This window comes from Selenomonas bovis DSM 23594 (assembly GCF_000381005.1).
Lineage (GTDB): Bacteria > Bacillota > Negativicutes > Selenomonadales > Selenomonadaceae > Selenomonas_C > Selenomonas_C bovis.
In genome coordinates this window covers 1-12,898 of record NZ_KB908417.1, presented here as the reverse complement: position 1 = coordinate 12,898, position 12,898 = coordinate 1, and the positions used below count along the sequence as shown (strand labels likewise).

The 12,898-nt window shown below is 57.2% G+C and carries 24 protein-coding genes; all 24 read left to right on the top strand.

Features of this window, described 5'->3' with window-relative positions; all coding sequences use genetic code 11:
- The coding region (locus F599_RS0112050) for a hypothetical protein (protein WP_026327975.1) at positions 1–251 on the top strand (251 nt) is incomplete at its 5' end.
- The gene (locus F599_RS0112045; RefSeq protein WP_019543686.1) at positions 252–572 is read left to right on the top strand and encodes a hypothetical protein; all 321 of its coding nucleotides are present in this window, start codon (positions 252–254) and stop codon (positions 570–572) included. It begins immediately after the preceding gene.
- A gap of 11 nt (positions 573–583) precedes the next feature.
- Positions 584–712 (top strand): hypothetical protein, encoded by a 129-nt coding sequence (locus tag F599_RS16205; protein ID WP_019543685.1) that lies wholly within the window; start codon positions 584–586, stop codon positions 710–712.
- Positions 709–1,023 carry a hypothetical protein gene (locus tag F599_RS0112035; RefSeq protein WP_019543767.1) on the top strand — a complete coding sequence of 105 codons (315 nt, stop codon included), beginning with the start codon at positions 709–711 and terminating at the stop codon, positions 1,021–1,023. The genes F599_RS16205 and F599_RS0112035 overlap by 4 nt, the downstream gene beginning before the upstream one ends.
- A 38-nt stretch (positions 1,024–1,061) precedes the next feature.
- Complete coding sequence (locus F599_RS14405; protein WP_019543766.1) at positions 1,062–1,349, top strand: hypothetical protein; 288 nt, start codon at positions 1,062–1,064, stop codon at positions 1,347–1,349.
- Between the two features lie 5 nt (positions 1,350–1,354).
- Complete coding sequence (locus F599_RS0112025; RefSeq protein WP_019543765.1) at positions 1,355–1,570, top strand: hypothetical protein; 216 nt, start codon at positions 1,355–1,357, stop codon at positions 1,568–1,570.
- Complete coding sequence (locus F599_RS0112020; RefSeq protein ID WP_019543764.1) at positions 1,560–1,883, top strand: hypothetical protein; 324 nt, start codon at positions 1,560–1,562, stop codon at positions 1,881–1,883. Before F599_RS0112025 ends, F599_RS0112020 begins: the two co-directional genes overlap by 11 nt.
- Positions 1,880–2,080, top strand: a complete 201-nt coding sequence (locus F599_RS0112015; protein WP_019543763.1) for a hypothetical protein — start codon at positions 1,880–1,882, stop codon at positions 2,078–2,080. The genes F599_RS0112020 and F599_RS0112015 overlap by 4 nt, the downstream gene beginning before the upstream one ends.
- 35 nt (positions 2,081–2,115) lie before the next feature.
- Entirely contained in the window at positions 2,116–3,066 is a 951-nt protein-coding gene (locus F599_RS0112010; protein ID WP_026327974.1) for a YqaJ viral recombinase family nuclease, read from the top strand.
- Positions 3,067–3,086: 20 nt separating this feature from the next.
- Complete coding sequence (locus tag F599_RS0112005) at positions 3,087–3,959, top strand: recombinase RecT (RefSeq protein WP_019543761.1); 873 nt, start codon at positions 3,087–3,089, stop codon at positions 3,957–3,959.
- 17 nt (positions 3,960–3,976) lie between these two features.
- Positions 3,977–4,816, top strand: a complete 840-nt coding sequence (locus F599_RS0112000) for a DnaD domain-containing protein (protein ID WP_019543760.1) — start codon at positions 3,977–3,979, stop codon at positions 4,814–4,816.
- On the top strand, positions 4,761–5,429 hold the full coding sequence (locus tag F599_RS14400) for an ATP-binding protein (protein ID WP_019543759.1): 669 nt from the start codon (positions 4,761–4,763) through the stop codon (positions 5,427–5,429). The genes F599_RS0112000 and F599_RS14400 overlap by 56 nt, the downstream gene beginning before the upstream one ends.
- 141 nt (positions 5,430–5,570) lie before the next feature.
- Positions 5,571–6,104 carry a dATP/dGTP diphosphohydrolase domain-containing protein gene (locus F599_RS16090; protein ID WP_019543758.1) on the top strand — a complete coding sequence of 178 codons (534 nt, stop codon included), beginning with the start codon at positions 5,571–5,573 and terminating at the stop codon, positions 6,102–6,104.
- Positions 6,101–6,310 (top strand): hypothetical protein, encoded by a 210-nt coding sequence (locus F599_RS14390; protein ID WP_033369407.1) that lies wholly within the window; start codon positions 6,101–6,103, stop codon positions 6,308–6,310. Before F599_RS16090 ends, F599_RS14390 begins: the two co-directional genes overlap by 4 nt.
- 13 nt (positions 6,311–6,323) lie before the next feature.
- Entirely contained in the window at positions 6,324–6,698 is a 375-nt protein-coding gene (locus F599_RS0111980) for a hypothetical protein (RefSeq protein WP_019543757.1), read from the top strand.
- Between the two features lie 12 nt (positions 6,699–6,710).
- Complete coding sequence (locus F599_RS0111975; RefSeq protein WP_019543756.1) at positions 6,711–7,058, top strand: hypothetical protein; 348 nt, start codon at positions 6,711–6,713, stop codon at positions 7,056–7,058.
- Entirely contained in the window at positions 7,055–7,246 is a 192-nt protein-coding gene (locus F599_RS0111970; RefSeq protein WP_019543755.1) for a hypothetical protein, read from the top strand. Before F599_RS0111975 ends, F599_RS0111970 begins: the two co-directional genes overlap by 4 nt.
- Entirely contained in the window at positions 7,243–7,605 is a 363-nt protein-coding gene (locus tag F599_RS14970; RefSeq protein ID WP_019543754.1) for a single-stranded DNA-binding protein, read from the top strand. The genes F599_RS0111970 and F599_RS14970 overlap by 4 nt, the downstream gene beginning before the upstream one ends.
- 239 nt (positions 7,606–7,844) lie before the next feature.
- Positions 7,845–8,336, top strand: coding sequence for a hypothetical protein (locus F599_RS0111955; RefSeq protein WP_019543752.1), 492 nt, complete (start codon positions 7,845–7,847; stop codon positions 8,334–8,336).
- A gap of 223 nt (positions 8,337–8,559) precedes the next feature.
- Entirely contained in the window at positions 8,560–8,730 is a 171-nt protein-coding gene (locus tag F599_RS15780; RefSeq protein ID WP_019543751.1) for a hypothetical protein, read from the top strand.
- Between the two features lie 147 nt (positions 8,731–8,877).
- Positions 8,878–9,381: a terminase small subunit gene (locus F599_RS0111940; protein ID WP_019543750.1), complete on the top strand. Its 504-nt coding sequence runs from the start codon at positions 8,878–8,880 to the stop codon at positions 9,379–9,381.
- Entirely contained in the window at positions 9,350–10,621 is a 1,272-nt protein-coding gene (locus F599_RS0111935) for a PBSX family phage terminase large subunit (protein WP_033369406.1), read from the top strand. The genes F599_RS0111940 and F599_RS0111935 overlap by 32 nt, the downstream gene beginning before the upstream one ends.
- Positions 10,618–11,994, top strand: coding sequence for a phage portal protein (locus F599_RS0111930; RefSeq protein ID WP_019543748.1), 1,377 nt, complete (start codon positions 10,618–10,620; stop codon positions 11,992–11,994). The genes F599_RS0111935 and F599_RS0111930 overlap by 4 nt, the downstream gene beginning before the upstream one ends.
- Positions 11,915–12,898: minor capsid protein (locus F599_RS0111925; RefSeq protein ID WP_019543747.1), on the top strand; the 984-nt coding region annotated here is incomplete at its 3' end. The genes F599_RS0111930 and F599_RS0111925, both read left to right, overlap by 80 nt.

The window sequence follows — 12,898 nt, the reverse complement described above, 5'->3', positions numbered from 1 at the left end:
AACACAAGACGAAGCGCGGGCGGCGCTTTGAACGGCGCATGACGGAAAGACAAGCGGAGGCGAAGATATTCTTGGAGCTACTCCATGCCCTGGAAAAGGGTGACTGGGCGCGGAAGCGTGCAGTGCTCAAAGTTCGGGATGTCATGGCGGATATGGAGCTGAAGCGCTGTGCTACTCCGCAGACTGTCAACGAGTGGCGCGACATGCTCGAGGGTGTGCTGGAGTGCTTGTTGTTGGAAGGAGTTGAGTAGATGGGACGGAAACCAATGCCGGAGGCCCTGCGCAATATCCAGCGCCACACGCCGGTACTGCGGACGCTGGGCGATGTGGAGTACTTCGCGCAGGAGATGTACCGGAAAGGCGCTCGCGACGCCGCGGAGAAAGCCGTAAATACGCGCCTGCTCATGGTGCTTTGGGTGCTGCATGATAAGTTCGGCTTTGGCAATAAGCGGCTCATGCGGTTGATGGATGAGATGAATGCGCTGGCCGACGCGATGAACGTTAAGTTGCTTGGTGAGAAGGGCATCATCAAGGCGCTCAAGGGTGAGTGCGATCTGGAAATCACGATGTAGGAGGGAAAAGGATGGAGCGGATCAAGAAATATGGCCTGCCGTTGCTGACGCCCTACGGCTGGGAGATCGTCGGGCGCGTGCTCGTGACCATCGGCCTGCTCGGCCTGGCGGCGATGCAGATCGGGGCGGTGCGGCCATGACGAAATATTACACAGCAAACGTCGACCCCTCGCGCCTCATCGTGGTCACAAACCGCGCGGGCACCGTCGCGCCGGGGAAGTGCCGCGTGCGGCAAGCGACAAAAGAAGAACTCGACGAGCTCGACAAGCTCCTCGGCCCGGTCGACAAGAGCATTCTCGCGCCGAACGGCGGTGCGAAGGGAATCTACGCGCTCCAGGAGCCGCGCCTCCGCGTGCCGCGCAACCCCGCGCGGGAAGCGGAGGAGGCCAAAGAGCGGGCAAAGAAAAAAGCCGCCTTTCGGGCGGCCATGATAAAAAGAAACACAAAGTGATCCCCTGCATTATAGCAGGGAAAAGGGAGGAATACAATATGAACGCAGGGGGAAGAGCCTGCCGGAATGAAAACATCTACGCCCTCTACAAGGGCGAAGAAAACATCATGGACGGGACGCTCGACGAGATCGCCCGTGCCCGGCATATCAAACGAGACACCGTGCAGTACATGCTCACGGCAGCATACCGCCGCCGCGTCAACGAACCATCGAAGGACGGGAAAAGGCGGTGCCGCCTGGAGCTCGTCCTCATCGAGAGGCGGCACCATAAAAAGCGCAAGAACAACAGGAAAGAAGGACAGCTTCGAACACGGATCAGGAGGTAAGCACAATGGCAAGGAGATACACGATAGACCTGACGATGCTCCGCGCGGTGCGCGCATGTGTCACGGCAGACTCGGAGGAGGAAGCCATTGAAAAGGCGGAAGATGCGGCGCGCGAGGGGCTGGCCGTCGTGATGTATGACTATGAGCCGGATGTCGAGAGTGTCGAGTGCGATGAGGAGGACGAATATTACACCAGCGAGGTGATGCGCGATGCGTACTGAGATACATGATGAAATCATCAGAAAGAGGATCGCTATTTTCTGTGAGCGGCAAAACTACACGCTTCTCGGCGTGGAAGAGCGACAGGAAAATGGCGAGCGGCATGTTGAGATGCTGCTCGGGAATAACACTTTCGATGATATGGTATACATGTTTGGTTCCAGGAAACAGGGCGAGGAAACAATCCCGTGGGCTATGCATCCGTTGCCACGAGAAGAAATTCTTCGATGGGCCTTGGAAGTTCGCGACGATCCGGAAGCTATGGAAGCATGGCGGGAAGGTATCCGGGAGTCAGGCAGGAGGGCAAGAAAATGACGCTAGAGGAGATCGACTGGGAGGCGGAGGCCGCCGCGGATGCGCGCGATGAGCGCGAGGACTACGCGATCCGCTACGTGACGCTCTGTATCACGGGGCCGCGTCGGCAGGTAGAGGCGGAGACGGTATTGCTGGAGAACCGCATGCCGCACGACCGTGACGTAGACATCGAGATCGAGAAGGAGTGGGAGGGTTGAGATGGAAAGAGGTTTTGCGGTAAGGGGGAAAGATCATGTCAACAAAGATGATAATGACGGTCAATGAGATGCAGGATCGTGCTGCATGGCTCAAGATGCGCACGCAGGGCATCGGCGGCAGTGATGCCGGCACGATCGTGGGGCTGAATCCTTGGAAGAGTAAGTACGAGCTCTGGCTGGAGAAGACGGGGCAGGTCGTGCCGGAGGATATCTCGGACCGTGAGCCGGTCTACTGGGGGAACCGCCTCGAGGATGTCGTGGCGCAGGAGTTCACGCGCCAGACGGGCAAGAAGGTCCGCCGCCATGGCATGGTGCAGGATGAGGAGCATCCGTTCCTTTTCGCGAATGTCGATCGTATGGTGGCAGGTGAGAAGGCAGGTCTTGAGTGCAAGACGGCCAACGGCTTCAAGGCGTCCCTCTGGGAAGGCGACGAGGTGCCGGCAAGCTATTACTGCCAGTGCCAGCACTACATGCTCGTGACGGGCTTGCCGGTCTGGTACATCGCCTGCTTGGTGGGCGGGCAGCACTACGTATGGAAGACGATTCAGCGCAACGAGGAGGATATCCAGACGCTGCTCGAGATGGAGCAGGCCTTTTGGAAATGCGTCACCGACCGTGTGCCGCCCGAGGTGGACGGCTCGGCATCCTGCACCGAGGCGTTGGCCGAGCGCTTCTGTGGCGGTGTAGCGGAGAGCATCGAGCTGCCGTCCTGGGCGGTGGCCGAGGTCGAGGCTATCCGTCAGCTCGAGGCGCAGAAGAAGGAGCTCGATGCGAAGATCACGGCGAGCAAGAACCGGCTGAAAGAGTTCATGGGCGACCACGAGACGGCTGTCTGGGGCACGGAGGATGGGGGCGGCCGCATCACATGGAAAACACAGAAGGGGCGCACGTCTATCGACAGCAAGCGCCTGAAGGCCGACCATCCCGACATTTTTGATGCTTACAGCAAGGTCGGCAAGCCGATCCGCGTTTTCCGCATTGCATGATTCAGAAAGGGTTGATTATTATGGCATCCACCAAGGGCGGCATCATCGCCGCAAAGAAGAATGAGGTCCAGCAGGCGGAGAGCAAGAAGGGGCTGCAGTCCCTTGTTATGAGCATGCTCCCGCAGATTGGCAAGGCCCTGCCGACGGTGCTGACGCCGGAGCGCTTCACGCGCATCGTGCTGACGGCGCTCTCGTCAAATCACCAGTTGCAGGAGTGCACGCCGCCGTCTTTCCTCGCCGCGATGATGCAGGCGGCGCAGCTCGGTCTCGAGCCGAATACCCCACTCGGGCAGGCGTATCTCATCCCGTATCGCAACCACGGCGTCCTCGAGTGCCAGTTCCAGATCGGCTATAAGGGCCTGCTGGCGCTCTTCTATCGCTCGGGCGGCAAGGACCTGCAGGCGCATGAGGTGCACGAGAACGACACATTCGAGTATGAGCTCGGCCTCGAGCCGAAGCTCCGCCATGTGCCGGCGCTCACGGATCGCGGGCCGGTCATCCTCTACTACGCCGTTTACCACACGAAAGACGGCGGCAGCGGCTTTGCTGTGATGAGCATGGACGACATCAAGGCACACATGCACCAGTTCAGCAAGGCGGCCGGCAAGGGGTTCTCGCCGTGGTCGACCAATTTCGATGAGATGGCCAAGAAGACCGTCATCAAGAAGGTGCTCAAGTACGCGCCGATGGCGACCGACTTCGTCCGAGCCGTGGCCGCCGACGAGTCCATCAAGCACTACACCGAGAAGACGGCGGACATCCTCGACACGCCGAACGAGACGGAGTATGAGACCATCGATGCCGACTATGACAAGGAGCAGTCGGAGGGAGAGAAGCGCGTTGACCCAGAGACCGGCGAGATCCTGAATGAGGAAGGCAACCTGAATCTGTAAGCTGAGGAGGCACGTCAATGAACTACGTCAGACAACTGAATGCGTTCGGCGAGAAGAGCATCGGCGTGCTCAATGCCAGGGAACAGGCTATGTACCTGCGGTTGTTCCTGATTGCCAATCAGCTGAAGTGGCCCGAATGGTTTGAGGTAGCCAATTCACAGCTGATGCGTGAGCTGGGGATGGGATGGAAAAAGACCATCATTGACGCCAGACGAGAGCTCGAGAAGAAGGGATTCATCCGATCCGTCGACCCGGGCCACAAGATGAAGACGCGATACCATCTCATACAGCTGTATGATGATGCATCCAAGGGTTCGAAAAACGAACCCATAACCACCCCCAAGGGTTCGAAAAACGAACCCTTAACAGAGCCAAGGGTTCGAAAATCTAACCCTAAGGGTTCGAAAAACGAACCCATAGCACCCCCCAAGGGTTCGAAAAACGAACCCTACATAAACAGTATAAACAGTAAACATATCTCTTCTACTACAGCACCACCCCAAGACGAGATCTTCCGGCAGGTGGTCGAGGTCTACGAGAAGAGCATCCGGCCTGTACCGAGCCCGGCAGATCTGGAACGTCTCTCCGACTGTCTGGACCACTACGGCGAGGATGCTCTGCTCAAGGCCATTGACCGGGCGGACTATCGAGGCCGCCGCAGCATGGGCTACATCGAGGGCATCCTGAAGAGCTGGGAGCAGAATGGATATGACGATCCAGAGGAGGAACATGGACATGGAAAAGCAGATGGACGCAGACCTGCAAGGGATACTGCTCAAAATCGCAAGAAAGCGCTCCACTTTGATCCAGAAGCCGAGCGACGCAAGTGGGCCAACGAGAAGTCCGGCTGGGATTGATGCACGCGAGCAGGAGAAGCACATCAAGGCGCTCGAGTTCGCTGGCATCGGCAAGCGCTTTCAGGGTGTCACGTTCGAGAGCATCGAGCGCCGTGGCCTGCCGCCCGACTGGGATATCCGGCAGAACTACAAGGCCGTGAAGGCCTATGCTGATGACATCCAGCAGAATGTCAAGCGTGGCTATGGCCTCATCCTCGCTGGTAATTATGGCACGCTCAAGACGACGATGGCTGTGGCTGTGATGCGGCACTGGATGAGCGTGAAGGAAGGCGGCTGCCTCATGGTGCCGATGTGCTCGCTCATCGATAACCTCTTTACGATGCGGGCTCTCAACAAAGAGGAGTGGGCACGGTATGAGCGTCGCATCCGCTCGACGCCGCTACTGGTCATCGATGACCTCGGCAGTGAGAATACCGACCAAGGCTGGGTACTCAGCAAAGTCGACAGCATCATCACCGAGCGGTACAACAAGATGTTGCCGATCATCGTGACGACGAACCTCAGCAAGGAGGAGTTGGCCGGAACATACTCCGGCCGCATCATGGACCGGCTGCGCAACACCTCGCAGTGTTTGATATTTAGCGGAGCCAGCCAAAGGAAGGTGAGAGCATGACAAACGGTAAGGTGAAGGGCAAGGCCGGCGAGCTGAGGAAGATGAGGCGTGAATCAGGTACCGGTCAACCCGAATCAGGTACTGGATCAGGTACCGTAGGTACAGAATCCGGTACCGGATGGGTACTGGGGAGGAATGAACATGAAACCAGATGAGTATAAGGCCGCGCGCATGGGTGAGAAAGAAAAGCAGATGATCACGAAATACAAGTGGGCGCTCTATTATGCGGCGTGTGATTACTCAATGACTAAGACTGATTGTAGCAAATGCAATTGTAGGGACTCGTGTAAGCACAATCCCGGCACAATGGGCTGTAGATTTGCGCTTGAAGACAAATGGAAACGCGATGCGGGGATAAAAGATAATCAGTGCGCTAAAGATCATCAGCGCGCTGATGCTGCTCCGGCGTATCCACAAGACACCGAGGAGGACGAATATCGCTACATCGACGCCAACTGGCTGGAGGCTGTCGCGCGCGGCCTCACGGCAGGCGCCAAGAAGCACCCGGGTGAGACATGGCGGCAAATCCCGCCCGAGGAACACGCCGCCCGCGCCATGCGCCACCTGAATCTCTACCGCGCTGGTAATCGCAAGGACACGCATCTCATCAACGCTGCCATGCGCTGCATGATGGCCTACGTGACGGAGAAAGCCAGAGGGGAGGGACGGGCGTGAACACGAGCATCTATGCCGCTTACCGCGGCGACCGTTATGTCGGCGAAGGGACGCTCTCCGAGCTGGCCAAGCTCCTCAAAGTGAAGCGCCAGACCCTCGTATGGGCAAGGTACCCGGCCGCCAGGAAGCGCGTTGAGAAGACCGAGGCAAACCCAAAAAGGCGGAGCAAGGGCTGGATTCACCTCGTACTACTGGAAGAACATTAAGGAGTGGGCGGCGATGAAAGAGAAAAATCTGGACAAGCTCGTACAGAAGTACCTCCAGATGAAGCCGCTCGGCAACGAGGATGCCATAGCGGCAAGGCGCGAATATGCGCGGAGAGAGCTGGAGCACTGGCAAGATATGTTCGAGAATGGATGCAGCGACCCGGCATGGCCGGACGGCTGTAACCTCAACCTCGCCCGAAACCATATCATTGCCGCTTTGAGCGGCTTGCGTGATCTCGGCGAGGATACGTCCGGCGAGTATATTCCGCCGAAGGTTGCAAACGGCCTGATGATTCCGGGTGGGAAGTGGTTCAGAGTGCGGTGCGATCGCTTCGAACAGACGGGGCAGCATGTGCAGATTGCCAGCGCAGAAATTTCTTTGTTCTAGGAAGGTGAGAACATGACAAACAGCAGGGCCAAGGGCAAGGCCGGCGAGCTGGAGTTTGCCCGCCTTTGCCGGTCGATGGGCTACGAGGTACGCCGGACGGCGCAGTATTGCGGCAAGACGGGCGATGCGGCGGACTGTGTCGGCCTGCCTGGCATCCACATCGAGGTCAAGCGCGTCGAGCATTTGAACATCGATGATGCGCTCGATCAGGCGCGGCGCGATGCCGGGATGAAAGCGGACGGCAGCCTGCCCATTGTGGCCCACCGGCGCAACAACACGCGCTGGAAGATCACGATGGATGCAGCCGATTGGTTTGAGATTTACAGAGAGTGGGAAGCAGGAAGAGGGAGAAATGGATGAGTATGATTAAAGCCCTGAAGGAAATTTATAACAAAGTGGACAAAGCCGCATTTATGGCTTGTGGAGTAACAGATGACGATTGTGAGGAGTGCGCCTATGATTCTAGTGAAGGATGTTTTTTTGACGGAATCAAGGAGAACCTCGAAAAGGTGATTATCGAGGAAGCAGGAAGGAGTAAGGGATCATGAATCATGTGACTTTGACAGGCACGGTCTTCCAGCTGGAGAGCCGTGTGGCGAAGAGCGGCATGGCGGTGCTGACGTTTCGCCTGTCGTACTACCAGGGCAAGGGCAAGGACGGCAAGGCGACGTATGGCGGCATAGACGTGACCGCATTCGATCGGCTGGCGCAGGCGTGGGATGGCCAGCTGCAGAACAAAGACAAGGTCATCGTGACCGGGCATATCACGCAGGACAAGTGGGAAAAGGACGGCAAGAAATACTACAAGCATCGCCTGATCGCGGATGACATCGGCAAGCAGCTAGACCTGTTCGCCGATTCCAAGCCGAACGGGCAGTATATCCCAGATGAGGAAGTGCCGTTCTGAGTGCCTGAGACGCGCTAGAACAGGCATCTATAGCAAAACGCATATAAGGGTATAGGTGGAGAGTGAAATGAGTACAGCAAGGAAAATGCGGCGGCGATGAATCTCTGTGAAAGTGACATCGTGAGAGACTATTGCAACCACCAGCGGGATGAGAGCGATATGCGCCGGACGTTCCGCTGGGCGGAGGAAGCAGATGGGCAGGAAGGAATAGACTGAAAGAGAAGGCGGGAGGCGCACGCATGGCGGAGAAGGACGAAGACATTTGCGCAGAGCTCGCGCGGGACAAAGAGACGGCAAAGCTCTGGGTTCTCAACTACGCGAGCAGGAAGAAAGAATACTACGAGAACATCAAGTACCTCCGCGATCAACTGCCTGGGCCGGCGGGGCTGGGACGGTCGGCGGGGAATGGATCGCAGACGGAGTGGAAAGTCGTCCGGATGGAGGATCTGGACGCATCCGAGAAGTGGCTGCTGGCCGTCGAGGCAATGCAAAGCACCTTATCAGAGAAAAAGCTCCTGTTCCTCTCACTCAGGAGGGAGGCGCACAGGAAACCGAATGTCATCAACTGGGCGAACTACGTCCGACACCGGTACGCGCGGGCGATGGCCGCAAGATACGGCGGGACGGAGGAACGTTTCTGCCCGAGCGATACGACGCTCTATACATGGTGGGATGAGATACTGGATCTCACGCGGCTCATTGCCTACAAGCGCGGATGTAGGTTTTTTTGAACTACTGTAGTTCAGAGCCGGAAAATCGTAGTACGATAGTAAAAGAGCAAACCCGGGCGACCGGGATGCAGGAAATCCCCTTACACATAGATACCGAAGAGCCTCGGCGCAGATCGTGCCGAGGCTTTTCCGTGCGCGGAATCGAGGCAATGAAGATGAAACGGGAAGGCATGACACAAGATGCGCTGTATCGAGTCAACCGGCGGGCCATGAGGTATGACGTATGACGGCGATACATTGCGACAATGACAAATGCAAGTACAACGAGGATCGTCTCTGCATCCGGGCGGATATGTACTGCGTCGGGCGGCGCTGCCGGAGCGAGCAGCACATGACCTACATCGACCTCATGCGCGGCCGCGAGCCATGCCCTCATAAAAAGCGTAATTCGTAGTGCGCACAGGAGACATTTTCGCGATGCATTGGGACGACTGGGGGAGCGGTGCAGCGCGAATGATGAAAACGGAATAAAGAGAAGGTCACTGCGCAGGCGGTGGCCTTTTCTTGTGGGAATTTTTAGGGAGTGTGGTGAACATGTGAGATGAAGCTGACAGAGAAGCAAAAACGCTTTGTTGATTATTACATCGAAACAGGAAATCAGACCGAGGCCGCAAGACGGGCAGGGTATAAGCAACCGCAAACCCAAGGAGCACAAACCTTAGGAAAACTTAGCGTCAAGGCCGCCATCGATGCCAGGCTCAAGGACCTCGAGGATAAGCGCATCGCCAAGGCTGACGAGGTCTTGCAGTTCCTCACATCGACACTGCGCGGCGAAGTCAAAGAGGAGCGCGTCGTCGTCGAAGGGACAGGCGAAGGAAGGAGCGGCGCTCGCATCATCACGGTGCAAGTATCTGCCCGAGACCGTCTCGATGCGGCGAAGAGCCTGCTCAAGCGCTACCCGATGCAGCTCGATGCCAAAGAACAGAAACTACAGCTGCAGAAGCTTGAGGCCGAGATTCGGGCGGCCGAGCAGGTGGACGACGATGCCGTGACGATTGTGGATGATTTAGGAGATGACGACGACGAAAACAGTAAGGCTCAGTGATGTGGTAGCGCCGCATTTCTATGCGTTGCACCGTGACATCGTGCGTCATGGCCATACTTACTACTGGCTGGAGGGCGGCCGCGGCTCGACGAAATCGTCAGAGATAAGCCTCGAGATCCCGCAGCTACTCATCAAGAACCCCGATTGCCATGCAGTTGTCCTGCGCAAAGTCGGCAACACCATCAAGACAAGTGTCTACCCGCAGATGCAGTGGGGTATCAATGCGCTGGGGCTCACGAACAAATTCCGTTTCAAGACAAGCCCACATGAAATCACGTACAAGAAGACAGGCCAGAAAATCCTGTTCTTCGGTGTCGACGATCCGCAGAAAATCAAGTCCATCAAGCTGCCTTTTGGCTACATCGGCGTTGTGTGGTTCGAGGAGCTTGACCAGTTCAGCGGCATGGAGGAAATCCGCAACCTCAATCAGTCGCTATTGCGCGGCGGCCCCAAATACTGGGAGTTCTGCTCCTTCAACCCGCCCAAAAGTCAGAACAACTGGGTGAATGAGGAAAAGCTCTTTGAGGATTCAGACAGGTTCGTGCATCACTCCACCTATCTCGGCGTGCCGCGGGAATGGCTCGGCGAACGATTCTTTGACGATGCGGAAAAGCTCAAGGAGAAGAATGAACGCGCCTATGAGCATGAATACCTCGGCAAGGTCACGGGCACGGGCGGGGCTGTGTTTGAGAACGTCAGCGACATGCGGATGAGCGACGAGCTCATTGGGAATTTTGACCGCCTTTACTTCGGTCTTGACTTCGGTTTTGCTGTGGATCCGCTGGCATTTGTCGCCTGCCACTACGACGCAAAGCATGAGGACATCTACATCTTCGATGAAATTTACCAGCAGAAATTACTCAACAAGCAGGCAGCAGAGAAAATTGCTGCTAAGGCCGGACGGCATCGTATCCTCGCCGATTCCGCAGAACCGAAGTCAATTGCCGAGATGCAGAGCTACGGCTTGCGCATCAGCGGGGCAAAGAAAGGCCCTGACAGCGTAGAGCATGGCATCAAATGGCTGCAGGACCGGGGGCACATCTATATAGACAAGCGGAGGGCGCCGAATACCTACCGTGAGTTCATCACCTACGAATACGAAAAGAACCGTCAGGGGCAGTTCGTGAGCGCCTACCCGGACAAAGACAATCACGCAGTCGACAGCCTGCGCTATAGCCTGTCTGAGGTCATGCGCCTGCACAATATCAGCCAATTCAGCAAAGGAGCATTCGGGCTATGAAGATTTTCACGACAAAAACAGAATTGTCCCTGCAGGACATCGCCACGATATGCCTCCGGCATGATACGGCAAAAGGGCGTGAACTACGCTTGAAGCGCTATTACCTCGGTGAGCATGACATCCTACACAAACAACAGCGGGCAAACAACGCGCCGAACAACAAGATCGTCGCGAACTACTGCGAGTACATCGTCAACATGAGCACGGGTTTCTTCATGGGCAAGCCGGTAGCATACTCGTCCATTTCCGAGAATCAAGACGAGCTCGACGCGCTGCAAGACGTGCTGAGCTACAACGACGAGGCCGCGCATAATCTCCGACTGGCAGAGGAGGCAGCCATCACAGGCGCTGCTTATGAACTTCTCTACATGGACTCGGACGCGAAAATCCGTTTCCAGGTGGTGCCATCCGAGGAGGTCATTCTCGTCTGTGAGGCGTCCTTGGAGGAAAATGTGATCTGCGCCATCCGGCATTTCCGTGTCTACAATCTCGACGGCGTGACCTATCAGGAGTACGTCGATGTCTACGACAAGCGCGACGTGACAAGCTACGCCTACGACAGCGGATCACTGCGCGTGATTGCGGACGCTCGCCCACACTATTTTGACGATGTGCCCGTCGTGGAGTATGAGAATAACAAAGAGCGCCGCGGCGACTTCGAGAGCGTCATCACGCTCGTCGATGCCTACAACAAAGCGCAGTCCTTGACGCTCGATGATATGGAGGACTTCACGGACGCCTACCTCGTGCTCAAGGGCATGGGTGGCACGACAGGTGACGACATCGCCGAGCTGCGGCGCAACAAGGTTCTTTCTCTCGATGAGGGTGGTGGTGCGGAATGGCTCATCAAGAACCTCAACGATACCTACATCGAGAATATCAAGACACGCCTGCAGAAGGACATCCACAAGTTCTCCAGCGTGCCGGATATGAGCGATGAGGCCTTTGCAGGCAATGCGACCGGCGTCGCCATCAAGTACAAGCTCATCGGCCTCGAACAGGTACGGAGCCGCAAGGAGCGTGGCTTCAAGCAGGGGCTGCAGCGCCGCATCGAGCTCATCGCGGGGATGCTCAAGCTCAAGAATGCGGCAGACATCGATTCCCGCGATATCGAGATTACCTTCACGGCGAACCTGCCGTCGAACGATGCGGAGCAGGCGCAGATCGTCAAAGAGCTCTACGGCCTCGTCTCGCAGAAGCGCCTCCTCTCTCTGCTGCCGTTTGTCACGGATCCGGCCGAGGAAATGGAGGAGCTGCAGAAAGAGCAGGAGAGCATGACAGGCGGTGAGGCAAGTGACGAACGAGGAATACTGGGCGAAGCGGAACACGGAGCTGGAAGCAGCATGGCACCGGAAAAGCCGACGGGAGATTGAGAAAGAGCTGCTTGACCTCTACGCGCGCTCCCTGTATCACATCGAGAGCGACATCCGCGTGCTCTATGCGCGGTTTGCAAACGACAACGGCCTTGACATGGTCGAAGCGCAGCGCCTCCTCATGGGGCAGGAATACCGGACATGGCGCATGGACATCGAGGATTATGTCAAGGAAATCCAGACGACCGGCGACAACGAGCTCCTGCGCGAGCTGAACACGCTTGCCATGCGCAGCCGCATCACACGGCTTGACAAGCTCTACGCGGACACGCTCGTCGAGATTGGCAAGCTCTCAAAAGACGTGCGGGCTGCCATGGACAAGTTCCTGCCGTCGGCCTATAAGGATTTCTACTATCATGACCTCTATGACATCGGCCAGAAACGCGGGCTCATCCATCCGGTCAGCCGCGTCGATGCGGAGACATTGGAGAACGTGATCCGGACGCCATGGAGCGGGAAGAACTACTCCGCCCGCATCTGGAAGAATGGCGAGAAGCTGGCTGAGACGATACAGCGGACAGTCACCGCAGGGATGCACCGCGGCTGCTCCGCTGACGAGCTCGCTCGCTACGTCGAGCAGCGCATGAACGTCGGCTACTCGCAGGCCGTCCGGCTCGTCCGCACGGAGCTGAACTACGTCCAGAACCGCGCCATCCTCGACGGCATCAAGGAAAGCGGTATGGAGTACTATCGCTTCGTCGCAACGCTTGACCGGCGCACCTCGGCGACCTGTCGTGACCATGACGGGCATATCTACCCTGTCGACGATTACAGCCCCGGCACCAACGCGCCGCCGCTGCATCCGCGCTGCCGCTCGACCATAGTCGGCAGCATCAAGGGCGACAGCAAGCCAAAGGGAACGCGGGCGGCGAGGGATGAGAGCGGGAAGTATATCCGTGTGCCC